At 52.5% G+C, this 23614-nt stretch carries 26 protein-coding genes; 7 read left to right on the top strand and 19 right to left on the bottom strand.

Annotated features, from left to right (window positions below):
• The first annotated feature begins 20 nt into the window (after window positions 1-20).
• A complete protein-coding gene (locus K8W53_RS05945) occupies window positions 21-248 on the top strand; it encodes a hypothetical protein (RefSeq protein ID WP_024147953.1) in 228 nt (75 codons plus the stop codon).
• Entirely contained in the window at window positions 249-1793 is a 1545-nt protein-coding gene (gene mltF, locus K8W53_RS05940) for a membrane-bound lytic murein transglycosylase MltF (protein ID WP_000734249.1), read from the top strand.
• Window positions 1794-1843: 50 nt separating this feature from the next.
• On the opposite strand, the gene tadA is transcribed toward mltF, so the two are convergent.
• From tadA to murQ, 4 genes are read right to left on the bottom strand one after another with little or no spacing between them, the layout of a single operon-like run.
• Window positions 1844-2395 carry a tRNA adenosine(34) deaminase TadA gene (gene tadA / locus K8W53_RS05935; protein ID WP_001134560.1) on the bottom strand — a complete coding sequence of 184 codons (552 nt, stop codon included), beginning with the start codon at window positions 2393-2395 and terminating at the stop codon, window positions 1844-1846.
• Between the two features lie 24 nt (window positions 2396-2419).
• The gene (gene yfhb / locus K8W53_RS05930; protein ID WP_000253558.1) at window positions 2420-3055 is read right to left on the bottom strand and encodes a phosphatidylglycerophosphatase C; all 636 of its coding nucleotides are present in this window, start codon (window positions 3053-3055) and stop codon (window positions 2420-2422) included.
• Window positions 3056-3058: 3 nt separating this feature from the next.
• Window positions 3059-4420, bottom strand: a complete 1362-nt coding sequence (locus tag K8W53_RS05925) for a PTS transporter subunit EIIC (protein WP_000361660.1) — start codon at window positions 4418-4420, stop codon at window positions 3059-3061.
• Between the two features lie 10 nt (window positions 4421-4430).
• Window positions 4431-5324 carry an N-acetylmuramic acid 6-phosphate etherase gene (murQ, locus tag K8W53_RS05920; RefSeq protein WP_001048527.1) on the bottom strand — a complete coding sequence of 298 codons (894 nt, stop codon included), beginning with the start codon at window positions 5322-5324 and terminating at the stop codon, window positions 4431-4433.
• A 115-nt stretch (window positions 5325-5439) separates the two neighbouring features.
• On the opposite strand from murQ, the gene K8W53_RS05915 reads away from it, so the two are divergent.
• Complete coding sequence (locus K8W53_RS05915; RefSeq protein ID WP_000995688.1) at window positions 5440-6288, top strand: MurR/RpiR family transcriptional regulator; 849 nt, start codon at window positions 5440-5442, stop codon at window positions 6286-6288.
• A 38-nt stretch (window positions 6289-6326) separates the two neighbouring features.
• Here K8W53_RS05915 and K8W53_RS05910 read toward each other — a convergent pair whose 3' ends face one another.
• Both K8W53_RS05910 and K8W53_RS05905 read right to left on the bottom strand, forming a co-directional pair.
• Window positions 6327-7244, bottom strand: a complete 918-nt coding sequence (locus K8W53_RS05910; protein ID WP_023136417.1) for an oxidoreductase — start codon at window positions 7242-7244, stop codon at window positions 6327-6329.
• A gap of 21 nt (window positions 7245-7265) precedes the next feature.
• Window positions 7266-8462, bottom strand: coding sequence for an OFA family MFS transporter (locus tag K8W53_RS05905; protein WP_001276367.1), 1197 nt, complete (start codon window positions 8460-8462; stop codon window positions 7266-7268).
• A gap of 115 nt (window positions 8463-8577) precedes the next feature.
• On the opposite strand from K8W53_RS05905, the gene K8W53_RS05900 reads away from it, so the two are divergent.
• Window positions 8578-9504, top strand: coding sequence for a LysR family transcriptional regulator (locus tag K8W53_RS05900; RefSeq protein WP_001022463.1), 927 nt, complete (start codon window positions 8578-8580; stop codon window positions 9502-9504).
• 37 nt (window positions 9505-9541) lie between these two features.
• Window positions 9542-9802, top strand: coding sequence for a YfhL family 4Fe-4S dicluster ferredoxin (locus tag K8W53_RS05895; protein WP_001196291.1), 261 nt, complete (start codon window positions 9542-9544; stop codon window positions 9800-9802).
• Window positions 9803-9913: 111 nt separating this feature from the next.
• Here the strand turns inward: K8W53_RS05895 and acpS are convergent, their stop codons facing one another.
• The 12 genes from acpS to rseD all read right to left on the bottom strand — a co-directional run bounded on the left by acpS (window position 9914) and on the right by rseD (window position 19524).
• Window positions 9914-10294: a holo-ACP synthase gene (gene acpS, locus K8W53_RS05890; RefSeq protein ID WP_000986043.1), complete on the bottom strand. Its 381-nt coding sequence runs from the start codon at window positions 10292-10294 to the stop codon at window positions 9914-9916.
• On the bottom strand, window positions 10294-11025 hold the full coding sequence (pdxJ, locus tag K8W53_RS05885; RefSeq protein WP_000818969.1) for a pyridoxine 5'-phosphate synthase: 732 nt from the start codon (window positions 11023-11025) through the stop codon (window positions 10294-10296). The genes acpS and pdxJ overlap by 1 nt, the downstream gene beginning before the upstream one ends.
• A gap of 11 nt (window positions 11026-11036) precedes the next feature.
• Window positions 11037-11765, bottom strand: a complete 729-nt coding sequence (gene recO / locus K8W53_RS05880) for a DNA repair protein RecO (protein ID WP_000399380.1) — start codon at window positions 11763-11765, stop codon at window positions 11037-11039.
• An 11-nt stretch (window positions 11766-11776) separates the two neighbouring features.
• Window positions 11777-12682, bottom strand: a complete 906-nt coding sequence (era, locus tag K8W53_RS05875) for a GTPase Era (protein ID WP_023224340.1) — start codon at window positions 12680-12682, stop codon at window positions 11777-11779.
• A complete protein-coding gene (gene rnc, locus K8W53_RS05870) occupies window positions 12679-13359 on the bottom strand; it encodes a ribonuclease III (RefSeq protein WP_001068341.1) in 681 nt (226 codons plus the stop codon). Before rnc ends, era begins: the two co-directional genes overlap by 4 nt.
• Before the next feature lie 273 nt (window positions 13360-13632).
• A complete protein-coding gene (lepB, locus tag K8W53_RS05865; RefSeq protein WP_023224339.1) occupies window positions 13633-14607 on the bottom strand; it encodes a signal peptidase I in 975 nt (324 codons plus the stop codon).
• Window positions 14608-14623: 16 nt separating this feature from the next.
• Window positions 14624-16423, bottom strand: coding sequence for a translation elongation factor 4 (gene lepA / locus K8W53_RS05860; RefSeq protein ID WP_000790154.1), 1800 nt, complete (start codon window positions 16421-16423; stop codon window positions 14624-14626).
• Between the two features lie 250 nt (window positions 16424-16673).
• Window positions 16674-17153, bottom strand: a complete 480-nt coding sequence (gene rseC / locus K8W53_RS05855) for a SoxR-reducing system protein RseC (RefSeq protein ID WP_000589087.1) — start codon at window positions 17151-17153, stop codon at window positions 16674-16676.
• Entirely contained in the window at window positions 17150-18106 is a 957-nt protein-coding gene (gene rseB / locus K8W53_RS05850) for a sigma-E factor regulatory protein RseB (RefSeq protein ID WP_000812019.1), read from the bottom strand. Before rseB ends, rseC begins: the two co-directional genes overlap by 4 nt.
• Window positions 18106-18756: an anti-sigma-E factor RseA gene (gene rseA / locus K8W53_RS05845; protein ID WP_001168374.1), complete on the bottom strand. Its 651-nt coding sequence runs from the start codon at window positions 18754-18756 to the stop codon at window positions 18106-18108. The genes rseB and rseA overlap by 1 nt, the downstream gene beginning before the upstream one ends.
• Before the next feature lie 31 nt (window positions 18757-18787).
• Window positions 18788-19363: an RNA polymerase sigma factor RpoE gene (rpoE, locus tag K8W53_RS05840; protein WP_000003307.1), complete on the bottom strand. Its 576-nt coding sequence runs from the start codon at window positions 19361-19363 to the stop codon at window positions 18788-18790.
• Window positions 19360-19524, bottom strand: a complete 165-nt coding sequence (rseD, locus tag K8W53_RS05835; RefSeq protein ID WP_014344135.1) for a rpoE leader peptide RseD — start codon at window positions 19522-19524, stop codon at window positions 19360-19362. Before rseD ends, rpoE begins: the two co-directional genes overlap by 4 nt.
• Window positions 19525-19787: 263 nt before the next feature.
• Between rseD and nadB the strand changes: the two genes are divergently transcribed.
• The gene (nadB, locus tag K8W53_RS05830) at window positions 19788-21410 is read left to right on the top strand and encodes an L-aspartate oxidase (protein ID WP_023224298.1); all 1623 of its coding nucleotides are present in this window, start codon (window positions 19788-19790) and stop codon (window positions 21408-21410) included.
• Here the strand turns inward: nadB and trmN are convergent.
• On the bottom strand, window positions 21395-22132 hold the full coding sequence (gene trmN, locus K8W53_RS05825; protein WP_052939472.1) for a tRNA(1)(Val) (adenine(37)-N(6))-methyltransferase TrmN: 738 nt from the start codon (window positions 22130-22132) through the stop codon (window positions 21395-21397). The two genes, nadB and trmN, sit on opposite strands and share 16 nt — an antisense overlap.
• A 130-nt stretch (window positions 22133-22262) precedes the next feature.
• Between trmN and srmB the strand changes: the two genes are divergently transcribed.
• Complete coding sequence (gene srmB / locus K8W53_RS05820; RefSeq protein WP_000219174.1) at window positions 22263-23597, top strand: ATP-dependent RNA helicase SrmB; 1335 nt, start codon at window positions 22263-22265, stop codon at window positions 23595-23597.
• The last annotated feature ends 17 nt before the right edge of the window (window positions 23598-23614 follow it).

Below are 23614 nucleotides of genomic sequence, written 5' to 3'. Positions count from 1 at the left end.
CTCGTCTTCTAAGCTTTGGTGTGCGCAAGGGGGAAACGGCCGTCATTATAAAGAATCTGACGCGCCGACGAAACCGTTTGCGTAGAAATAAAATCACCGCTTTTTCTTGTCATACGGTGCGGCTATCGTTGCGAATAAGTTGCCAACTGGCGCATTGTTACGCAAAATGCCGCTCATTAATGACTTATCTATTGCAGCAAAACATTTTTTTCAGCCCGAGGCAACGCACGATCCAGAGAATTAACTAATTGAAAAAATTAAAGATTAATTATCTGTTCATCGGCATATTGACGCTGCTGCTGGCAGCAGCCCTTTGGCCCTCAATCCCCTGGTTCGGTAAAACCGAAAACCATATCGCCGCGATTCAAGCCCGGGGGGTACTGCGCGTCAGTACGATCGACTCGCCATTAACCTATTCCGTTATCAACGGTAAAAAATATGGTCTGGACTATGAACTGGCGCAGCAGTTCGCCAACTATCTCGGCGTGAAGCTGAAAGTGACGGTGCGCCAGAATATCAGCCAGTTGTTTGACGATCTGGATAACGGCAATGCCGACCTGCTCGCGGCTGGGCTGGTCTACGACAGCGCGCGCGTTAAAAACTATCAGCCTGGTCCCATGTATTATTCGGTTTCGCAACAGCTCGTCTACCGGGTCGGACAATATCGCCCACGTTCGCTGGCGACCGTTAACGAGAATCAGCTTACCATTGCGCCAGGGCACGTCGTGGTCAATGATTTACAGCGTTTAAAAGAGACAAAGTTTCCCGACCTGAGCTGGAAAGTAGATGATAAAAAAGGCTCGACGACGCTGCTGGAAGAGGTCATCAGCGGCAAACTGGATTACACCATTGCCGATTCAGTGGCGATCAGTCTGTTTCAGCGCGTTCATCCCGAACTGGCCGTGGCGCTGGATGTCACGGATGAACAGCCCGTGACCTGGTTTAGCCGACTGGACGACGATAATACGCTCTCCGCCGCGCTGCTCGATTTTTTCAATTCGATCAATGAAGACGGGTCGTTGGCGCGGATCGAAGAGAAATATCTGGGACATGGCGATGATTTCGACTACGTTGATACTCGCTCTTTCCTGCGAGCGGTGGATAACGTCCTGCCGGAGCTGGAACCGTTATTTAAAAAATATGCCAAAGAGATAGACTGGCGCCTGCTGGCGGCGATTTCTTATCAGGAATCACACTGGGACCCGCTGGCGACCTCGCCAACCGGCGTGCGCGGCCTGATGATGCTGACTAAAAATACCGCCCAAAGTCTGGGGCTGACCGACCGTACCGATGCGGAGCAAAGCATCAGCGGCGGCGCTCGCTATCTTGAAGATATGATGGCTAAAGTTCCCGAAACCGTTCCGGAAGACGAGCGTATCTGGTTTGCCTTAGCCGCCTACAATATGGGTTATGCGCACATGCTCGATGCCAGATCGCTGACGGTAAAAACCAAAGGCAATCCGGATAGCTGGACCGATGTGAAGCAGCGTTTGCCGCTATTAAGCCAAAAACCGTATTACAGTAAGCTAACCTACGGTTACGCGCGTGGACATGAGGCTTATGCTTATGTGGAAAATATCCGTAAATACCAGATAAGTTTAGTGGGGTATTTGCAGGAAAAAGAAAAGCAGGAAGCGGAAGCCATGAAACTGGCGCAGGATTACCCGGCGGTGTCGCCGGAGGAGCTGAATAAAGCGCCCTTCCCCCTCCTGTCGTTTTTATCGCAGTCATCAGGCTACCTGACGCATTCGCCGTCTTTACTGTTTACGCCGCAGAAGAAAGAAGAAAAATAGCGCGATGGTCTTATCGGATGGCGACGCGCAACGTCTTATCCGGCATTGCGCTATACTGTCGGCCCCGCGCCTTGCGCACGGTCGGCTTTCTTCAGGGCTTTAATTTCCTGACGACGCATACGGAAAAAATCACTGAGCAGCGTCGCACATTCATCGCGCAGCACCCCTTCAATAATGTCGACCCGGTGATTCATTCCCGGATGGTGCAGCACATCAATTAGCGATCCGGCCGCGCCGGTTTTTGCATCGCGCGCGCCAAAGACAACGCGTCCAATGCGGCTATGCACCATAGCGCCTGCGCACATCACACAGGGTTCCAGCGTGACATACAGCGTGGTATCCAGTAACCGATAATTCTGCAATACCAGACCGCCCTGACGCAGCGCCATTATTTCAGCATGCGCAGTAGGATCGTGGCGGCCAATGGGTCGATTCCAGCCTTCGCCAATGACGCGATGGTTATGCACCAATACCGCGCCAACCGGAACCTCGCGTTCGTCCCAGGCGCGTTTCGCCAGCGTCAGCGCGTGGCGCATCCAGTATTCGTGATCTAATTCGACATCAGACAAAGAGATAACTCCGGTAATGAAAGCGGGCGGCATTATACACAGACGCTATGCGTTTCACTATTCGAGCTGCTGCAACTCGCCGTGCGGCGTCACCCGCCAGCGATGCTGGCAAAAATAAAGCAGCGGGTTATCCTGTTTGCTGTCGCTGTAGCCGCTATAAAGACGCAGCGGCGTACCGATTTTACGTTCCAGTTGCGCGACTTTTTCATGGCCCAGACAGCGCACGGTTAATACCCAGCCGCCATACCGTCGCGCCATCTGGCTGGCGATGAGGTTAACGCGCGGCAACCACGGCGTATCAAAATAGACTTGCTCTACCAATGATTGCGGAGAACCGGTAATAAGCCAGATATCCGCGTCAGAGCTCAATAGATAGGTGGTCAGACGCTCCTGTACAACCGGAAACGCCGTGACGTTAGCGCGAAACCAACGGACAAAATCCGCCTGATGCGCCTGCAAACGCGTTTCGCTATGGCCAAAAGTACAGCCCCACAATAACAGACTCATCGGCCAGCGGGCCGCACGCCCTTTTACCAGTAAACCGATACCGATAATGGGCAACAGCGGCAGTACGAGCAGCGCATTTAGCGGCTGACGGCGCAGCAAATAACGCAGAAAACTGCCGAACATATCCTGTTGATGTAACGTTCCATCCAAATCAAAAAAGACGACACGACGCTCGTGGCTGACCAAACCTTACTCCTCTGGATCATTGAACCCCAGCAGCCAGGTAAAAATAAACCCGGCAATTACCGCTATTAAATAGCCTAACAGATAGAACAGGACTTTTCCGGCAACAATTGTTAATGCCAGCGGCAAACCAGAAATACCAAAGGTAATTACCGTCGCCACTTTCCAGTAGCTGATCAACGCCCCGCCTACCGCGCCGCCGAGGCAAGCGCCAATAAATGGCTTACCCAATGGCAGCGTGACGCCAAAAATCAGCGGCTCGCCAATCCCCAGCAGTCCGACCGGAAGCGCGCCTTTAATCACCTTTTTGAGCCGCGCATTGCGGGTTTTCATCAGTACGGCAATGGCCGCGCCTATCTGACCAACGCCCGCCATCGCCAGGATGGGAAACAGCGCGTTATAGCCGTGCGCTTGCACCAGCTCCACATGAATAGGCACCAGCCCCTGATGCAGCCCGGTCAGTACCAACGGCAGGAAGGTTCCGGCTAACACCGCGCCCACCAGAAAACCGCCGCGATCGATAGCCCAGGACGCGCCGTGAGCGATAGCGTCTGAAATCCAGCCGCCAAGCGGTTGCAGAGCGACAATCGCTACCGCGCCGGTGATAACAGTCGTCAATAAAGGGTTAAGAATTAACTCCAGTGACCCCGGCAGCAGCTTACGGAACTGGCGCTCAATCCAGCACATTAACGCTACCACCAGCAGGACGGCGATGACGCCGCCCCGTCCCGGCTGAAGCGCCTCGCCAAAGAGCGTAATCTGCGCCAGTTGCGGGCTGGAAAGGATCCCCGCCATCACGCCGCCTAACGCCTGCGATCCGCCAAAGACTTTCGCGGTATTGACGCCAACCAGAATATTCATGATAGCGAATACCGCGCTACCAAATATCCCCATCAGGCCCAGCAGGTTAGGATAATGGACGGCAACATCGCCGACGATATCCGGACGTTTAAGAATGTTGATAATGCCGGTAATCAAGCCGGATGCGATAAAGGCGGGGATAAGCGGAATAAAAACATTCGCCAGCTTACGCAACGCATCGCTCATCGGCGCTTTATACTTCGCTTTCGCCTCGGATTTGGTACGCGCCATAGCGTCATCCGGCTTTACACCACCTGCGGCAATCTGCACGCGCATCGCATCAACCACCTGTGCAGCCTTCCCCGGCCCAACGATCAGCTGATGTTGCTCCCCTTGCTTTACGTATCCACTGACGCCAGGCAACGCTTTTAAGCGCGGAATATCCAGTTGGCTGTCGTCCTGTACCTCCACCCTGACTCGCGTCATACAGTTTTCCAGGCGCAGAATATTTTGCTCTCCGCCGATACCACGTAAAATGTCGCTGGCGAGCGCTGCCGTCTTATCCATACACACCTCTTTAGTGTTCTAACGCCGCCCTTAAAAAGCCCTGATGAGCAGCGAGTTTTTCCCTGGCGGCTGCAGCATCCAGCCCCGTAAGCGCCATCAAAATGGCGGGCTTAACCTCAAAATCGGTCTGTTTCAGCAACGTTTCCGCCTCTTCACGACCTATCCCGGTCGCTTCAACGACCATCCGACACGCGCGATCGACCAGTTTGACGTTGGTGGCTTTCATATCCACCATCAGGTTTTGATAGACCTTGCCGAACTTCACCATCGCGCCGGTAGAAATCATATTGAGCACCATTTTCTGCGCGGTGCCGGATTTCAGCCGCGTGGAGCCGGTAAGCGCTTCCGGCCCGACAACGGGCGAAATAGCGATATTAGCCTCCCGCGCAATAGGCGAATCTGGATTACAGGAGACGGCAACAGTGGTACAACCGGACTGTCGCGCATAGCGCAGGCCGCCAATCACATAGGGTGTACGACCCGACGCCGCGAGCCCCACGACCAGATCCTGTTCTTGCAGATTTAGCGCGACAAGATCGTCTTCGCCTGCCTGTTGGCTGTCTTCCGCGCCTTCGACCGCTTTCAACAACGCGCCCGGCCCGCCGGCAATCAGTCCGACGACCAGACCGTGCGGAACGCCAAACGTCGGGGGGCATTCTGAGGCATCCAGTACGCCAAGCCGACCACTGGTGCCCGCGCCCATATAGATGATACGTCCGCCAGCCTTCAGCGCCGCCGCTGCGGCATCCACCGCACGCGCGACGTCAGGCAGAGTGGCTTTTACTGCTTCCGCTACCAGCGTATCCTGTTCATTAAAACGCTTAACTAATTCAGGAGTAGGCAACGCATCCAGATCCATCGTTTGCGGGTTACGGGTTTCAGACACTAAGGTACCAAGATTCATTTTTGTCCCTCTGGAATTTTTAATTCATAATAAGCGTCCATGATGGAATAGAATATTCCCCCAGGCGAGTGAAATTTCGTTTTGTCGTCGCCATCACGTTTCGCAGGAGCTGCCCATGAACTGTTTGATTCGTATTCGCCAGCGTTATCCGGATCTCGCGCAAAGCGACAGGAAACTGGCGGATTATCTGCTCGCGCAACCGGATACGGCGCGGCATCTGAGCTCGCAGCAACTGGCGGCCGAAGCGGGCGTCAGCCAATCCAGCGTAGTCAAGTTCGCGCAAAAACTGGGGTTTAAAGGGTTTCCTGCATTGAAACTGGCTATCAGCGAAGCGTTGGCCAGCAATCCTAATCCGCATTCCGTTCCCGTTCATAACCATATTCGCGGCGACGATCCGATGCGCCTGGTCGGGGAAAAATTAATTAAAGAGAATGTGGCGGCGATGCACGCCACGCTGGACGTTAACAGTGAAGAAAAGCTGTTAGAAAGCGTCACGATGCTGCGCCACGCCCGCCGTATTGTGACCACCGGGATTGGCGCCTCTGGGCTGGTGGCGCAAAATTTTGCCTGGAAGCTACTGAAGATTGGCATTAACGCGGTGGTTGAGCGCGATATGCACGCCCTGCTGGCGACGGTGCAGGCGCTGGCGCCGGAGGATCTGCTGCTGGCGATCTCTTATTCCGGGGAACGGCGCGAGCTGAACCTGGCGGCGGACGAAACATTACGCGCAGGCGCGAAGATCCTGGCCATTACCGGTTTTTCTCCCAACGCCTTGCAGCAGCGCGCCACCCGCTGTCTGTATACGATTGCTGAAGAGCAAGCGACGCGTAGCGCCGCTATCTCCTCGACACATGCGCAAATGATGTTGACCGACTTACTGTTTATGGCGCTGGTACAACAGGATTTAGAGCGGGCGCCGGAGCGTATTCGCCATAGCGAGGCGCTGGTAAAAAAACTGGTTTGAAAATGGCTCTTCCGCCTCATGCAGAAGAGCCATCAAGTTTATTGCGCTTCTTTAGCGTGAATCAATTGCGTCAGGAGTGTGTTAACCGGTACGGCAATATTGTTCTGAGCGCCGATTCGCGCAATCGCACCATTTAAATAGTCGATTTCAGTCAGTCGGCCTTTATGTAAATCCTGATGCATAGAAGGATAGTGGTGGCCGCTCTCACGTGGATCGAACACTTTCTTCACCGTATTCATCACCATTTGCTCAGTCAACGGAATATTCTGGCTGGCAGCAACCAATACAAACTCATCAACTACCGCTTGCGCTAAATCTAAAGCACCAGGCCGCTGACCAAATCCGCCGACATTACAATCCAGTAGCGCGCAATAGGTGTTCATTACGCTATTAAAGGCTGCTTTCTTCCAGATCGATAATAATACGTCAGGGCTTATTTCAGCATTCAATCCAGCGCTATTAAGGGTGGCAATGACCTTAGCCTCTTGAGCCGAATCATGGCTGGCAATCGGCTGCAGTTCAATCGTTCCGGTACCGGTGGCCATAATATGCCCAGCCCCCTCCAGTTCGCTGGACCATAACGTCACACCCGCATAGATTTTCTGCCGATCGACATATTTCTCCAGCGTTTCGATATTTCCCAGGCCGTTAGATAAAATCATCACTACTTTCGCGGCTGGCAGTAATGGCTTAATACGGTGTAACATGCTATCCAGCTGCATGGCTTTGGTAAACAGAATAACCAGCTCAAACTCCCCCTGGGATTCATCAGCCAACATAGCAGGGATGGGGTAATACTTCTGAGTCGTTTCCGTTTCGACAAACAACCCCTTGCTACGAATAGCGTCAACATGCTCCTGCCAGCTATCGATAAGCGTCACGTCGTGCCCGGCCTCCAGCAGCATATAGCCAAAACGACATCCCATAGCGCCTGCACCTGCGATTGCAATTTTCATTTTTACTTCCTTATTATCTGATTAATAAATTTTGGCTAAAACCGTTGCGACATATTTTTTCGTTATCAGGGTCAACACGACTCCAATAAGCAATAGCACCGTGGTCAAAATAAATACCGTATTGTAGCTTCCGGTATATTTTGCAATAGCGGACGTGACGTAAGGAGCAATAACCGCACCGACGGCAAAACCAAAATACATAAAGCCGTAGTTTAGTCCCTGGTTACGCATACCAAAATTCTGGCTGGTCAAGCCAGGGAAGATAACTAATATACCGGCATAAGCAAAGCCCACGCCCAGAGCGCTGAAATAGAATACCGAAGTATTGCCGTTGAAGAACAACAATAGCAGCATACAGACGCAGGTAAAAAGATAAACGATAACCAGAGTATTGTAGCCGCCTAATTTATCGGTTAACCCTCCCCAGAACAGGCGACCAATTGAGTTAAATATCGATACCAGGCTAACGACTAATGCACCGGACAGTAAACCGTACTGCGTCATACCAATTTGCGCAGAGCTTGAGCTAATTACCATCCCAGAGAACACGCCCAGCGCCAGAATCATAAACAGCAGCCAGAAGCGCAGATCTTTCAGCATGTGCCGATAGTCTTTATCCATTGGCGATGCTTTAATTCCTCCGCTATCTTTTGCTGGCGCGCTACGAATAAAGAACTGGACGATAAAAATAACCACCAGATAAACAATGCCCAGATATAACAACGCCCGACTAACATCGTGAGTTTGCGCCATAAAATATTCGGCCAGGCGGGTGCAAAGTAGCGTCCCGACGCCAACACCCGCCAGTACGATACCGCTGGCAAGACCGCGACGGTCAGGGAAAAATTTCAGAATATTATTCAGATTACCCGTAAAAGCCAGGCCCGATCCCAACCCGGCAATGACGCCGTAGGTTAAAAACAGCATGGGCAAATTATCCACAAAGCCGGACAAGATAAAACCTAAAGAAAACAGGATACCGCCGATAACTATCGCCTGCTTTCCTTTACCATTGTCGATCATTCTCCCGCCCCAAATCATCGGTAAAGGAATGATCCCCATGTTGATAGAGAATGCTAACGCCAGCGTAGCCGGATCCCAGTGATATTGCGCCATGAGTGGTGTTTTGAAATAGCTAAATGCGTAGACGCCCCCGAGCACAAAATTGATGCACACGTGAGCGGCAAGCATTCCCCAGCGGTTGATTGATGCCGACATAATTTTCCCTTTTTAAAATGCACTGATCACAGTTTAAAAAAAGCAAAATAGGCAAACAATTTGGTATTTTTTATAATCGTTATAACAAAACCCAATCGATTGGCATTAAATTTTAATGAATATCAAACAACTACATTCCTTCCTGATATTGTGTGATGAATTACATTATGGTCGGGCAGCCAGTCGCCTGTTTATCACTCAGCCATCATTAAGTCAGCAAATCAAACAACTTGAGTCATCACTTAAAACAATATTATTTAAGCGAAAAGGTAGAGGAATTAAATTAACAAAAGCAGGCATTATTTTGCAACGACACGCTAACAAAATAATGCTGGATTTAAAAAATGCCGAAAATGAACTTCTTCCCTATCAGGACCAACAGCGCGATACTATTTCAATCGGGGTGTCAGGCAGCTACCTGGTCCTGCCCGCTTTTCGCAACTTTATGGCGCACCATCCGGAAATATCTTTAAATGTTAAAGAGTTCTCAACTGAGCAAACCATTAAAAAGCTGACGGATAGCGCCGTTGATATTGGCATTGTTTATCGAACAGCGCTCCCTGCCCAGCTAAGCTCGACCATGCTGTTTGAAGATGAAATTATCGCTGCAATCCCACTTTCTCATCCTCTGGCGACACGCGAACGTCTGCATCTAAAAGATTTAAACGACCAGCCCATTATCGTGCTTAATGACTCTCTGCTATTAAGAGGGATCATCACCACAGAATTTAATAACCGCAAAGTCGTTCCTAACGTCATCTGCGAACTGGATAACCACTACTCATGCCTTGAGTATGCCGAAGCGCAGATTGGCATCGCATTTATTACCCGCTCACTAACTCATTTATCGACACCCAAAAATGTTCGCCTGGTTTCACTGGGCATCCCCGCATTCTTTATTCCTGTCATGCTGGTGCACAGTAATGACCTTTCACTGGATAACGCAACCATCTGCCTGCTCAAGCAGATCAAAAATTTTTACACTGTAGATAACAAATCAGCGCCAGAAAAGAGCTGGCCCGAGCAGAAAATAGGCGTATAATGCCCGCCCGATTTGTGTTGTTTCTGAGAATTTCCTGATGGCGCTGTTAATCACCAAAAAATGTATCAATTGCGATATGTGCGAGCCGGAGTGCCCGAATGAGGCGATTTCAATGGGCGACAGCATTTATGAGATTAACAGCGACAAATGCACCGAGTGTGTAGGCCATTACGAAACGCCGACCTGTCAGAAAGTCTGCCCAATCCCCAATACGATTTTGCAGGATCCCGCCCATGTCGAAACCGAAGAACAGTTGTGGGATAAGTTTGTTCTGATGCATCACGCAGATAAACTGTAAGCGGGTTAACGCACTTCCAACGCAACAATGCCTGATGGCGCTATGCTTATCAGGCCGACAATATATCGGCCTGTAGGTCAGATAACGTGTTTACGCCGCCATCCGGCAAATCTAACTTTCCAGAATGACCGTGGCGCAGGCGTAATGGCGTTCATCGGCCAACGTGACATGCATGTGCGCCACACCGAGTTTTTCCGCCAGCGTTAACGCCTCGCCCCACAGCCGCAAACGTGGTTTTCCCAGCTCATCGTTAAACACTTCGAACTGATTGAACGCCAGACCGTTGCGGATGCCGGTGCCAAAAGCTTTCGCTGCCGCCTCTTTGACCGCAAAACGCTTGGCGAGAAAACGCACCGGCTGCTGATGCGTCTCCCAGATAGCCCACTCGTTGTCACTGAGCACACGCCTTGCCAGACGTTCGCCGGAACGGGAGATCACTGCCTCAATGCGGGCAATCTCTACAATATCCGTTCCCAGGCCGAGAATCGCCATTAGCCGCGCGCTTCCAGCATCAAACGTTTCATTTCAGCCACCGCCTCTTTCAGCCCCGTCATCACCGCCCGACCAATAATGGCATGACCGATATTGAGCTCGTGCATTTCCGGCAGTGCGGCAATAGCTTTGACGTTATGGTAGGTCAGGCCATGACCCGCATTTACTTTTAGCCCCAGACGGGCCGCCAGGGTCGCGGCGCTGGCAATACGCGCCAGCTCTTTTGCCTGTTCCGCATCGGTTTCTGCGTTGGCATAGCAGCCGGTATGGATTTCGATAAACGGCGCGCCGACTTCCGCCGCCGCGTTGATTTGCCTTTCATCGGCATCGATAAAGAGCGAAACCTGGATGCCAGCCGCCGCCAGGCGCGCACAGGCATCACGCATTTTATCGCGCTGTCCGGCCACATCCAGGCCGCCTTCGGTGGTGACTTCCTGGCGTTTTTCCGGCACCAGACAACAGAAATGCGGCCTGGTTTCTACGGCGATCGCCAGCATCTCTTCGGTCACCGCCATCTCCAGATTCATACGCGTATGCAGCGTCTGACGCAGAATGCGCACATCGCGATCGGTAATGTGGCGACGATCTTCGCGCAGGTGTACGGTAATGCCGTCCGCGCCTGCCTGTTCAGCAATAAACGCCGCCTGTACCGGATCCGGATAGTCGGTGCCGCGCGCATTACGTAACGTGGCAATGTGGTCAATATTGACGCCTAACAGTAATTCAGCCATGACAATCCTCGTTAATCTTTCTTCGTTTTTACTGTGCGTTTGGGCATAAATTGCCGGAACAGCTCCCGGCTTTTTAACGGTTTTCCCCCAAGATACGGCTTTAATGCCATACGGGTAAAGCGTTTAGCGGCACGCAGGGTATCTACATCCGGAAATTCCCGCGCCTCCAGCGCTTTCAGGTGCCGTCCGGTAAAGGTGTTGTTATCGATGACGACGCTGGCGAAAAAGCCTTTTTCTTCGCGGTAACGGTAGGTCATGGTGTCATCCACCCGTTCGCCGCTGCCTGCACAGTGGGTGAAATTGACGCCATACCCCAGATGACCCAGCAACGCCAGTTCGAAACGTCGCAACGCCGGTTCAGGCGAGCCGGTGGTTCCCGCCAGCGCCTGAATACAGTTCAGATAATCAAAAAAGAGTTCGGAGAAGCGCGTTTCATATTCCAGTACGCGAGAGAGGAGTTCGTTGATGTACAGGCCGCTATAGAGCGTAATACCGCTTAACGGCAGCGCCAGAGAAACTGCCTCGGCGCTGCGCAGGGTTTTCACCTCGCCGCGTCCGCTGTAGCGTAGCAATAACGGCGTAAAAGGCTGTAACGCGCCTTTCAGATTGGAACGTTTAGATCGCGCGCCTTTGGCGACAAGGCGCACGCGCCCCGATTCTTCCGTGAAGACGTCCAGCATCAGGCTGGTTTCGCTCCAGGGGCGACTGTGCAGGACAAATGCGCGCTGCCACCCTTCCACGCTGTGTTAACTCACAGATCGTCTACGTAACCGAGACTACGCAGAGCGCGTTCGTCATCGGCCCAGCCGGATTTCACTTTCACCCACAGTTCCAGGTGTACCGGCGCTTCAAACATCTCCTGCATGTCTTTACGCGCTTCAATACCAATGGTTTTGATTTTGGCGCCTTTGTTGCCAATCACCATCTTCTTCTGCCCTTCGCGCTCGACGAGGATCAGCCCGTTGATATCATAGCCGCCGCGTTCGTTGGTAACAAAACGTTCAATCTCAACGGTAACGGAATACGGCAGCTCGGCGCCGAGAAAACGCATCAGCTTTTCACGAATGATTTCAGACGCCATAAAGCGCAGAGAGCGATCGGTGATGTAATCTTCCGGGAAGTGATGAATCGCTTCCGGTAAATGTTTACGCACGATACCGGCAATGGTATCGACGTTCATACCCGTTTCAGCAGAGATGGGTACGATATCAAGAAAGTTCATCTGGCTTGCCAGGAACTGGAGGTGCGGCAGCAAATCAGCTTTTTCCTGCACGTTATCCACCTTGTTAACGGCGAGAATAACCGGCGCTTTGCCATCGCGCAGTTTGTTCAGGACCATTTCGTCGTCCGGCGTCCAACGGGTGCCTTCCACAACGAAAATCACCAGCTCAACGTCGCCAATCGAACTGCTCGCCGCCTTATTCATCAAACGGTTAATGGCGCGCTTTTCTTCCATATGCAGTCCCGGGGTATCGACATAAATTGCCTGATACGGGCCTTCGGTATGAATACCGACAATGCGGTGGCGCGTGGTCTGCGCTTTACGGGAAGTGATCGAAATCTTCTGCCCAAGCAGTTTGTTCAGCAAGGTGGATTTGCCAACGTTCGGACGTCCGACGATGGCAATAAATCCGCAGTAAGTTTTGTCAGTGCTCATTCCAACTCCAGTTTTTTCAGCGCCTGTTCGGCGGCAGCCTGCTCCGCCTTACGACGGCTGGAACCCGTGCCAACCACCGGTTCGCTCAGGCCGCTGACCTGGCAGTGGATAGTAAATTCCTGATCGTGCGCCTCGCCGCGTACCTGCACAACCAGGTAAGATGGCAGCGGCAGATGGCGACCCTGCAAATACTCCTGCAAGCGCGTTTTCGGATCTTTTTGTTTATCGCCCGGACTTATCTCATCCAGACGGGTTTTATACCAGTTAAGGATTAACTGCTCGACGGTCTGGATATTGCTATCGAGAAATACTCCGCCGATTAACGCTTCAACGGTGTCCGCCAGAATGGACTCCCGACGGAATCCGCCGCTTTTTAATTCGCCCGGCCCTAAACGCAGGCACTCGCCTAAATCAAACTCACGGGCTAATTCCGCCAGCGTATTACCACGTACCAACGTGGCGCGCATACGGCTCATATCTCCCTCATCCACCCGTGGAAAACGGTGATAAAGCGCGTTAGCGATAACGAAGCTCAGGATTGAATCACCTAAAAACTCCAGGCGTTCGTTATGTTTACTGCTGGCGCTGCGGTGAGTTAATGCCTGCTGCAACAGCTCCTGATGATTAAAAGTGTAGCCCAGCTTCCGTTGAAGCCGATTAATTACGATGGGGTTCATGCGATACCAATAAATGAATGCGTCAACAATCCAGCACACGAAACAGACCTGATACACGTCATCTGTCCTGCCGCATCGCTGCAGCGGAAAGAAGGTTGTCTATAACCAACGCTGTTTCGTGTGCCGTGGCGACCAAACGGCGCCAACCTAAAACTTCGGGGGAATATTCTATACACAACGACAGGGGATGTCGTTAGTCTGAGGGAATTTATCCAGGAAATAATTCACGCTGCCGCTAAAAAGACGGCAGCGTGAACGATCATTTCGTCACAGTTAGTGAATACCGCCGATACGACTCAGGCGTACGCCTGTCGGCCACTCCCCTTCCTGCTTGTCAAAGCTCATCCAGATAGCGACCGCTTTACCGACCAGATTCGCTTCCGGAACAAATCCCCAGTAACGGCTATCCGCGCTGTTATCGCGGTTGTCGCCCATCATGAAATATTGCCCCGGCGGTACAACCCAGGTCGCCAGCGGTTGTCCTAGCTGTTGGTAATACATGCCCAACTGATCCTGAGCTATCGGCACCATCAGGATGCGGTGGGTCACATCGCCTAACGTCTCTTTACGTTCGGTCAGGCGAATGCCGTTTTCTTTCGTCTCGTTTAGCGGAACCTCAAAGAAACCGCTGGTCGCTTCTCCGCCGTTACGGCGGGCAAAGGTCTGTACAAAATCGCTCGGCTCAACGTTAGAGTAGGTAACCGGCAGCGCATTTTCGCACGCCTGACCGGAGCTACAGCCAGGCTGAATCGTCACCTCTTTCGCAACCGGATCATAAGTGATTTTATCGCCCGGCAAACCGACTGCGCGTTTGATGTAATCTAACTTAGGATCTTCCGGATATTTAAATACCACAATATCCCCGCGCTTTGGATGACCGGTCTCAATCAGGGTTTTCTGGTAGATCGGATCTTTAATGCCGTAGGCAAATTTTTCCACCAGAATAAAATCGCCGATAAGCAGTGTCGGCATCATTGAGCCTGACGGGATCTGAAAGGGTTCATAAAGAAATGAACGAACGATCAGAACGATCGCCAGAACCGGGAAAACCGACGCCCCGGTCTCCAGCCAGCCTGGTTTAGGCGCCACTTTATTGAGCGTAGCGTTATCCAGCGCATCTCCCGACGCCGTTTGCGCAGCAGCCTGGCGCGCCCGACGTTTTGGCGCGAAAACAAACTTATCAACGCACCATAAAATGCCCGTCACCAGTGTGGCTATCACCAGAATCAGGGCAAACATGTTCGCCATGCCAACTCCTTAGGGATTATTTATTGTCTTTACCGACATGCAGAATGGCGAGGAACGCTTCCTGAGGCAGCTCGACGTTACCGATCTGCTTCATGCGTTTCTTACCTTCTTTCTGTTTCTGCAGCAGTTTTTTCTTACGACTGATATCGCCGCCGTAGCACTTCGCCAGCACGTTTTTACGTAACTGTTTTACCGTCGAACGGGCAATAATATGCGTACCAATCGCCGCCTGAATCGCGATATCAAACTGCTGGCGTGGAATCAAATCTTTCATCTTCTCCACCAGCTCGCGACCACGGCTTTGCGAGTTATCACGGTGCGTGATCAGCGCCAGCGCATCGACACGTTCGTTGTTGATTAACACATCAACACGCACCATGTCGGAAGCCTGGAAGCGCTTGAAGTTATAATCCAGAGACGCATAGCCGCGCGACGTTGATTTCAGACGGTCAAAGAAGTCGAGCACCACTTCCGCCATCGGGATTTCATAGGTCAACGCGACCTGGTTACCGTGATACACCATGTTAGTTTGTACGCCGCGTTTCTCAATACACAGCGTAATAACGTTACCTAAATAGGCTTGTGGTAACAGCATATGACATTCGGCGATAGGCTCGCGCAGTTCATAAATGTTATTCAACGGCGGCAGCTTGGAGGGGCTATCAACATAGATAGTCTCTTTCGCCGTTGTTTCTACTTCATACACCACGGTCGGCGCAGTGGTGATCAGATCCAGATCGTATTCGCGTTCCAGACGCTCCTGAATGATCTCCATGTGCAACAGGCCGAGGAAACCGCAGCGGAAACCAAAGCCCAGCGCCGAGGAGCTTTCCGGTTCATAAAACAGTGAGGCATCGTTCAGGCTCAGCTTGCCGAGCGCGTCGCGGAAACTTTCATAATCGTCGGAGCTGACCGGGAACAGACCTGCATAGACCTGCGGTTTCACCTTCTTAAAGCCCGGCAACGCTTTTTCCGCTGGGTTACGCGCTGAGGTTAAGGTATCGCCAACCGGCGCGCCGAGGATATCTTTAATGGCGCAGACCAGCCAGCCTACTTCGCCGCACTTCAGCTCGGTACGATCAACCTGTTTCGGCGTGAAAATCCCCAAGCGGTCAGCGTTGTAGGTCTGCCCGGTGCTCATCACTTTAATTTTGTCGCCTTTACGCATGGTGCCGTTTTTAATACGCACCAGCGATACCACGCCCAGGTAGTTATCGAACCAGGAGTCAATAATCAGCGCCTGCAGCGGGCCGTCCGGATCGCCTTGCGGCGGCGGGATATCGCGCACCAGGCGTTCCAGAACATCCGTCACGCCGACACCCGTTTTGGCGGAGCAGCGTACCGCGTCCGTCGCATCGATGCCGACAATGTCTTCGATTTCTTCCGCCACACGCTCCGGATCGGCGGCCGGCAGGTCAATCTTGTTAAGCACCGGCACCACTTCAAGATCCATTTCCATCGCGGTGTAGCAGTTCGCCAACGTTTGCGCTTCTACGCCCTGGCCGGCATCCACCACCAGCAGCGCGCCCTCGCAGGCGGCTAACGAACGGGAAACTTCATAGGAAAAGTCAACGTGTCCCGGCGTGTCGATAAAGTTCAGTTGATAAGTTTCACCATCAGACGCTTTAAAATCCAGCGTCACACTCTGGGCTTTAATAGTAATACCGCGCTCACGCTCAAGATCCATCGAATCAAGTACCTGAGCTTCCATTTCACGGTCAGACAGGCCACCGCAGATTTGGATAATACGGTCAGACAGCGTCGATTTACCGTGGTCAATGTGAGCAATGATCGAAAAGTTACGTATGTTCTTCATAGAGATAAATTATTATGCCTTACGCCTGGTTGACCAGACTTTAGAGGTCGCTGTTCTGAGCTTAACGTCTGTTTTAACTGAAACGCCGCATTCTACACTACAACGCTAAGGCGAGGAAATGTTCATAGTGTAAGGAGAGCGGGAACTGGAAAACGCCTCGCTTTTTCCTGTAAAACACCGCAACGCAGGAAAAGCGCATGTTTATCGGGACAACAACCCAACGCGGCAGGTGTACCGTTGGGCAAAACGTTTACTGGCGCGTTTCGATTGAGGTAGTTTCGACGCGAACAAGGTCCGGCGGGAGGGCAACGTTTAAAATCACCGGCTGCCAGGCGTCGCGCTCCGCCAGTTTTCGGGAATAGCCGCGGGCAACCAGAAAACCGCCCACGCCGCCCAGAACGGCCCCGCTTAATGCGGCAAGGTCAGATCCAAACAGCATCTGAAAAAGCGCCGCACAAAGAAATAGCCCCGCTAAAGGCGACATATAGACCAGCAACGCCGAACCTAAAAGGCTTTTTTCGGCGATGCCCAACTCGACTTTCTGCCCCGGCGCCAGCGGCTCCGCGCTTGGCACAACAATGGTATGGGTGGTTTGCGGCCCTAATTTATTCAGCACGCGACTGCCGCATCCCGCACGGGAGGCGCAGCTGCTGCATGACGCTTTAACGTCGCAGCTCACCACCGCCTGACCATTCTGCCAGGAGACAACGGTTGCCCACTCTTTAATCATTGTACTGCCCTGAATTTGATACTGTCGGCAATGCGCTTCGCCGTTTGCGGCGGAAGCTCGCCGACAATGGTGATTTCCGCGTTGTCGCGAACGCTGCTATAAACCGTTCGGCGCCCGGTGCGCAGCATCTGATCGCTGCTGTTTTGCGTCGCCCGGTTCACATTGACGGAAAAGCTAAACAGACCGTCAGAATAAAGCCGCGATTCGATAGGCAGGTTATCCATCGTCGGCAACGGACGACGGCTGCTGGAAACTTCGCTAAAGCCTTGCGGCACCCAGGATGGACTCCAGTTAAATTTCGTTTTTTCCCCACCAGGAACAGAAAGCAGCGGCGGCAGATTCGCCTTCGCCAGCGCCTGCATGTTGCTGCCGATATCCTGACTCACCGTGAACGCAATAACGCGGAACTGCTCCAGCGTCTCGCCATCGCGATCCAGCAGATCAACGCGCATCGGTAGTTTGGTGTCCATGTCCATCCAGACGATATAGCTGTAACGCGTACCATCGCGCGCCACAACGCGGATAACTTCGCACAATCTGTCTGCGATACGGGTGCGTCCGACGGAAATAAAGTCGTAGTAAGGCGCCAGACGCTTGAAATCGGTGTAAATCAGGGAAGGCAGAGAATCGACAATATAATCACCGTTCAGGGTGAACGGCTCAAGGCCCGGTTCAAAATAACTGATTTCATTACCACGCTGTACGACCTCCCGGCGGGGACCGTCCAACTGTAGCAATTGCGCAAGCGGGCGACTATCCAGGCGTGCGTGTCGATAACGTAGAGATTCAACGCCTTGTTTCGTGATGCTGACGAATGACAGCTCGTAATTCAGTGACTGACTGGCGATGTTCATCTGCTGCAATAACGCCCCGGACGCAGGGTCGGCCGAGGCGTTTGCTGAGAAGAACAGGCTAGCCGCCACAAGGGACATGGCAAACCAAAGTTGCTTCATTACTGCGATTGCGTTCCTAAAGTTTGGATTCCTGGCACCTGTACCGCGGCTTGCTGGGTTTGCGCCTGCTCAAACTGAAGCTGTTCGGAGTGCAGTCGGCGCTGCAGTTCATAGTCCTGCAACATGGCATTAATGCGACGACGCTGCTCCTGTACCTGCTGTTGCTGACTGCCGACAGGCGCTGCTTCAGAAGGCACTCCCAGACTTACCGGGCTGGCTTTCCCCATCATAGGCAGGGTATTGAAAACCGGCGTTTCAGGTTGTTGGGATGTTTCAGATTGCCCATTATAGTGCTGGACACCGACGATAACTGCAAGTGAAACGCACGCCGCCACGCCCATTTGGGTAAGCTGCGCCGCCCACGGACGCACTTTTTTCCAGAACGGCATTTTCTGCCATTGCTGCGGAGCGGGTTGGGCCTCAGGAATTAATGGCGACACCTGACGTACTGGCTCGTTTTCAATAGCGGCCATCACGCGAGCGGATATATCGAAATGGAGAACGTCAGGCGTATCCCCCCGCATTGAATCGCGGATCAGGTGATAACTCTCCCAGGTTTTCTGCATTTCCGGGTCGTGCGTAAGCGCTTTGAGCAGCTCACTATCCAACGTTTCGCCATCCATCAAAGCGGAAAGTTTTTCTTTCTGCATGCCTAATACCTTTTCCAGTATCCCGCTATCGTCAACGCCTGATAAGCGGTTGAACTTTATTATCAATAGCTTCCCGCGCCCGGAAGATACGTGAACGCACCGTCCCCACCGGACAATCCATGATAGCCGCTATCTCTTCATAGCTCAGGCCATCCAGCTCCCGTAAGGTGATTGCCATACGTAAATCTTCCGGGAGGGACTCAATAGTTCGGAAAACTATCTGTCTCAGTTCTTCTGACAACATTAAGTTCTCAGGGTTCGAAATTTCTTTCAGCGCGCCGCCGCTTTCAAAGTTTTCTGCTTCAATCGCGTCTACATCACTGGAAGGCGGACGACGCCCCTGCGCAACCAGGTAGTTCTTCGCGGTATTGACCGCAATGCGATACAACCAGGTATAAAAAGCGCTATCCCCCCGGAAAGAATCCAGCGCGCGATAGGCCTTAATAAATGATTCCTGTACGACATCGGGAACGTCGCCCGATGGCACATAGCGGGAAACCAGACTCGCCACTTTATGCTGGTAGCGCACTACCAGTAAGTTAAAGGCTTTCTGATCTCCCTTCTGGACCCGTTCAACCAGGACCTGGTCCGTTAACTGCTCGCTCATCCGAGGTAATGTCTCCCCAAACCAAATTTCCACGCGCTTTCGAAACGCCACTCCATAAGCCGCACTATGAGCAAGCAACAGGTTAGAGTGTCTATGTTTCGTAAAGTTCCGTTACGCATTTGTTTTTGTTTGTCATGTTGTAGACAGGTCTTATCTTCCATTATAAGTCTACAGATGCTGAACAACGCACTATCTGTACAGAAATGCCCATTTCGTCGTTTGCAGAGTAACCTAACAGCATCTTTATTTCACTACAAAATCCGACGCTAACACCCTGCCCTACAAAATATTTTTTGCCGTTTATCTCTCGCCGTATTTTTATTTTATGTTTAATAAGCACAACACCAGCGAAATCATTACGTGCTTTTTAGCGCCATATAGTGCTAATCTGCCGCAACCATGTTTAGTAAATTAAACAAGAACCATGATGACAACTCCTGAACTGTCCTGTGATGTGTTAATTATCGGCAGCGGCGCGGCCGGACTCTCGCTGGCGCTGCGTCTGGCTGAAAAGCATAAGGTTATCGTCCTGAGTAAAGGGCCGGTGAGCGAGGGCTCCACGTTTTATGCGCAGGGCGGTATTGCCGCCGTGTTTGATGAAACCGACAGTATTGCGTCGCATGTCGAAGATACGCTAATTGCTGGCGCCGGAATTTGCGATCGCCACGCGGTGGAGTTTGTCGCCAGCAACGCCCGTACCTGCGTGCAGTGGCTTATCGATCAGGGCGTCCTGTTTGATACGCATGTCCAGCCAAACGGCAAGGAGAGCTATCATCTCACGCGTGAAGGCGGCCATAGTCATCGCCGTATCCTTCATGCCGCCGACGCTACCGGAAAGGAAGTCGAAACCACGTTGGTCAGTCGGGCGCAAAATCATCCTAATATTCAGATGCTGGAACGCAGCAACGCCGTTGATTTAATTATCTCCGATAAAATGGGTCTGCCGGGGCCTCGCCGGGTCGTCGGCGCCTGGATCTGGAATCGCAATAAAGAATGGGTTGAAACCTGTCATGCGAAGTCGGTGGTGCTGGCGACCGGCGGCGCCTCAAAGGTTTATCAATATACCACTAACCCGGATATTTCCTCCGGCGACGGTATCGCGATGGCCTGGCGCGCGGGCTGTCGGGTCGCTAATCTGGAATTTAACCAGTTTCATCCCACCGCCCTTTATCATCCGCAGGCGCGTAATTTTCTCCTTACCGAAGCGCTGCGCGGCGAAGGCGCATACCTTAAACGTCCGGACGGTTCACGGTTTATGCCGGACTTTGACGAACGCGGGGAACTGGCGCCGCGCGATATTGTCGCCCGCGCTATTGATCATGAGATGAAACGACTCGGCGCAGACTGTATGTTTCTCGATATCAGCCACAAGCCTGACGATTTTGTCCGCCAGCACTTCCCGATGATCTATGCGAAACTGCTCGATTTGGGGATGGATTTAACCAAAGAACCGATTCCCATTGTTCCTGCCGCGCACTATACCTGCGGCGGCGTGGTCGTCGATGATTATGGTCGTACCGATGTAGACGGCTTATATGCCATTGGCGAAGTCAGTTACACCGGCCTGCACGGCGCTAACCGTATGGCGTCCAACTCGTTGCTGGAATGCTTAGTGTACGGCTGGTCCGCAGCAATGGATATCGACAGGCGAATGCCTTCTGTCCACAGCGTTGACGTCCTTCCCGCCTGGGATGAAAGCCGCGTGGAGAACGCCGATGAGCGGGTGGTGATTCAGCATAACTGGCACGAACTGCGTCTGCTGATGTGGGACTATGTGGGGATTGTGCGCACGACGAAACGGCTGGAGCGCGCCCTACGGCGTATTACTATGTTGCAACAAGAGATTGACGAATATTACGCCAACTTTCGCGTCTCGAATAATTTACTGGAGCTGCGCAATCTGGTGCAAGTGGCCGAACTGATTGTGCGTTGCGCGATGATGCGTAAAGAGAGCCGGGGGCTGCACTTTACGCTGGATTATCCGCAACAACTGGCTGAATCAGGCCCATCGATCCTTTCGCCGTTAACGCCTCACATAAACAGATAAAATGCCTGGGTCAGCGCCGTATAACTTTCAGAATAATGCTGGTCTGACCCGCGAATCACTAATCTGTCGCTAAAGCACTCCCCGGCTTGCGGGGAGAATGTGAGCAAAACCCGGTGCGGCAAGCGCGCTTCGTTTTCCGCAACGTCAGTACGTAATCGCAAATGCCATCCCATGTTGAGCGCTTGCTGCGTAAAAGCGTTACCTATTTGTTCCGGCAAGACTACGCAAAAAAAGCCATCTTCGGTAATACAATCCGCCGCAATAGCCAATAACGTCTGGTGATCCAGCGTAGCGGTGTAACGCGCCTGCTCCCGCTGCGGCGTGGCGCATTCCACACCGGGTTCGTAATAAGGCGGGTTGCTGATAATAAGATCAAAGCGTACCGTCTGGCGAGGCGCCCAACTCTGAATATCGTCAGTATGCACCGTTATTCGATGCGGCCAGGGAGAGTGAGCCACGTTTTCCTGCGCTTGCATGGCAGCCCCGGCATCCAGTTCCACGGCGTCAATAGGCACATTGTCATCCGTCCGCTGCGCCAGCATTAACGCCAGCAGACCGCTTCCAGTACCGATATCCAGAATTCGCTTTACATCCGCGACCGGCGCCCACGCCCCGAGTAAAATACCGTCAGTTCCCACTTTCATCGCACACCGATCGTGTGCGACAAAAAACTGTTTAAACGTAAATCCGTTACGACGAAGAACGGAGCCAGACTGAGACATGTAAAAACAACCTTGCAAAAAAACGGCGACAGCGCCGAGTGAAAACAATACCTGAGAAGGGATATCCATACAAACAGATGAAGATTGCGGCCGTAACGTCTATAATCAGCGCCCCACACAGAGGTAGAACATGACTGTAACGACTTTTTCCGAACTTGAACTCGACGAAAGCCTGCTGGATGCCCTCCAGGATAAAGGTTTCACTCGCCCGACCGCCATTCAGGCTGCCGCCATTCCGCCTGCGCTCGATGGCCGTGATGTACTCGGTTCTGCGCCGACAGGCACCGGTAAAACGGCGGCATATCTGCTGCCGGCGTTGCAGCACCTGCTCGACTTTCCGCGTAAAAAATCGGGGCCGCCGCGTATTCTGATCCTGACGCCAACCCGCGAACTGGCAATGCAGGTTGCCGATCACGCTCGTGAACTGGCTAAGCATACTCATCTGGATATCGCCACAATTACCGGCGGCGTGGCCTATATGAACCATGCTGAAGTGTTTAGCGAAAACCAGGATATCGTGGTCGCCACAACGGGCCGTCTGCTGCAATATATAAAAGAAGAGAACTTTGACTGCCGGGCGGTTGAAACACTGATCCTTGACGAAGCTGACCGGATGCTCGACATGGGCTTCGCTCAGGACATTGAGCATATCGCCGGTGAGACCCGCTGGCGTAAACAGACGATGCTGTTCTCCGCCACGCTGGAAGGCGATGCGATTAAAGATTTTGCCGAGCGCCTGCTGGAAGACCCGGTTGAGGTTTCCGCCAATCCGTCAACCCGCGAGCGTAAGAAAATTCACCAGTGGTACTACCGTGCCGACAATTTCGAACATAAAGTTGCGCTGTTGAAGCACCTGCTAAAACAAGACGATGCAACCCGTTCTATCGTATTTGTACGTAAACGTGAACGCGTCCATGAATTGGCTGAAACGCTGCGTCTGGCAGGGATCAACAATTGCTATCTTGAAGGTGAGATGGCGCAGATCAAACGTAACGAAGGTATTAAGCGTCTCACCGACGGTCGCGTTAACGTGCTGGTCGCGACCGACGTCGCGGCACGCGGGATTGATATTCCTGACGTCAGCCACGTCATTAACTTCGACATGCCGCGCAGTGGCGATACCTATCTGCATCGCATTGGTCGTACAGGCCGTGCGGGTCGCAAAGGCACTGCAATCTCGCTGGTAGAAGCCCACGACCATCTGTTGCTGCTGAAAATCGGTCGCTACATCGAAGAGCCGCTAAAAGCGCGCGTCATTGATGAGCTTCGCCCGACCACGCGTGCGCCAAGCGAAAAGCTGACCGGCAAACCGTCGAAAAAAGTGCTGGCGAAACGCGCCGAGAAGAAAAAAGAGAAAGAAAAAGAGAAGCCGCGCGTGAAGAAACGTCACCGCGATACAAAAAATATCGGTAAGCGCCGCAAGCCAAGCGGTACAAAAATGCAGGAGCAATCCAGCGAAGAGTGATGATAATGCCGGGTTCG

Source organism: Salmonella sp. A29-2 (assembly GCF_020150755.1).
GTDB classification, from domain to species: Bacteria; Pseudomonadota; Gammaproteobacteria; order Enterobacterales; family Enterobacteriaceae; genus Salmonella; species Salmonella enterica.
This window is presented reverse-complemented; position numbering and strand designations above follow the sequence as displayed.

Bases quoted from the DNA above. Each gene is read 5' to 3' on its own strand.
- nadB (WP_023224298.1), top strand. From the start codon at position 19,788: ATGATGACAACTCCTGAACTGTCCTGTGATGTGTTAATTATCGGCAGC.
- trmN (WP_052939472.1), bottom strand. From the start codon at position 22,132: ATGTCTCAGTCTGGCTCCGTTCTTCGTCGTAACGGATTTACGTTTAAA.
- murQ (WP_001048527.1), bottom strand. From the start codon at position 5,324: ATGAATCTTGGTACCTTAGTGTCTGAAACCCGTAACCCGCAAACGATG.
- rseD (WP_014344135.1), bottom strand. From the start codon at position 19,524: ATGGAAGATAAGACCTGTCTACAACATGACAAACAAAAACAAATGCGT.
- K8W53_RS05925 (WP_000361660.1), bottom strand. From the start codon at position 4,420: ATGGATAAGACGGCAGCGCTCGCCAGCGACATTTTACGTGGTATCGGC.
- rpoE (WP_000003307.1), bottom strand. From the start codon at position 19,363: ATGAGCGAGCAGTTAACGGACCAGGTCCTGGTTGAACGGGTCCAGAAG.
- tadA (WP_001134560.1), bottom strand. From the start codon at position 2,395: ATGCCGCCCGCTTTCATTACCGGAGTTATCTCTTTGTCTGATGTCGAA.
- pdxJ (WP_000818969.1), bottom strand. From the start codon at position 11,025: ATGGCTGAATTACTGTTAGGCGTCAATATTGACCACATTGCCACGTTA.
- acpS (WP_000986043.1), bottom strand. From the start codon at position 10,294: ATGGCGATTCTCGGCCTGGGAACGGATATTGTAGAGATTGCCCGCATT.
- rseC (WP_000589087.1), bottom strand. From the start codon at position 17,153: ATGATTAAAGAGTGGGCAACCGTTGTCTCCTGGCAGAATGGTCAGGCG.
- K8W53_RS05895 (WP_001196291.1), top strand. From the start codon at position 9,542: ATGGCGCTGTTAATCACCAAAAAATGTATCAATTGCGATATGTGCGAG.
- K8W53_RS05900 (WP_001022463.1), top strand. From the start codon at position 8,578: ATGAATATCAAACAACTACATTCCTTCCTGATATTGTGTGATGAATTA.
- lepA (WP_000790154.1), bottom strand. From the start codon at position 16,423: ATGAAGAACATACGTAACTTTTCGATCATTGCTCACATTGACCACGGT.
- K8W53_RS05910 (WP_023136417.1), bottom strand. From the start codon at position 7,244: ATGAAAATTGCAATCGCAGGTGCAGGCGCTATGGGATGTCGTTTTGGC.
- K8W53_RS05915 (WP_000995688.1), top strand. From the start codon at position 5,440: ATGAACTGTTTGATTCGTATTCGCCAGCGTTATCCGGATCTCGCGCAA.
- era (WP_023224340.1), bottom strand. From the start codon at position 12,682: ATGAGCACTGACAAAACTTACTGCGGATTTATTGCCATCGTCGGACGT.
- K8W53_RS05905 (WP_001276367.1), bottom strand. From the start codon at position 8,462: ATGTCGGCATCAATCAACCGCTGGGGAATGCTTGCCGCTCACGTGTGC.
- rnc (WP_001068341.1), bottom strand. From the start codon at position 13,359: ATGAACCCCATCGTAATTAATCGGCTTCAACGGAAGCTGGGCTACACT.
- srmB (WP_000219174.1), top strand. From the start codon at position 22,263: ATGACTGTAACGACTTTTTCCGAACTTGAACTCGACGAAAGCCTGCTG.
- rseB (WP_000812019.1), bottom strand. From the start codon at position 18,106: ATGAAGCAACTTTGGTTTGCCATGTCCCTTGTGGCGGCTAGCCTGTTC.
- rseA (WP_001168374.1), bottom strand. From the start codon at position 18,756: ATGCAGAAAGAAAAACTTTCCGCTTTGATGGATGGCGAAACGTTGGAT.
- lepB (WP_023224339.1), bottom strand. From the start codon at position 14,607: ATGGCGAACATGTTTGCCCTGATTCTGGTGATAGCCACACTGGTGACG.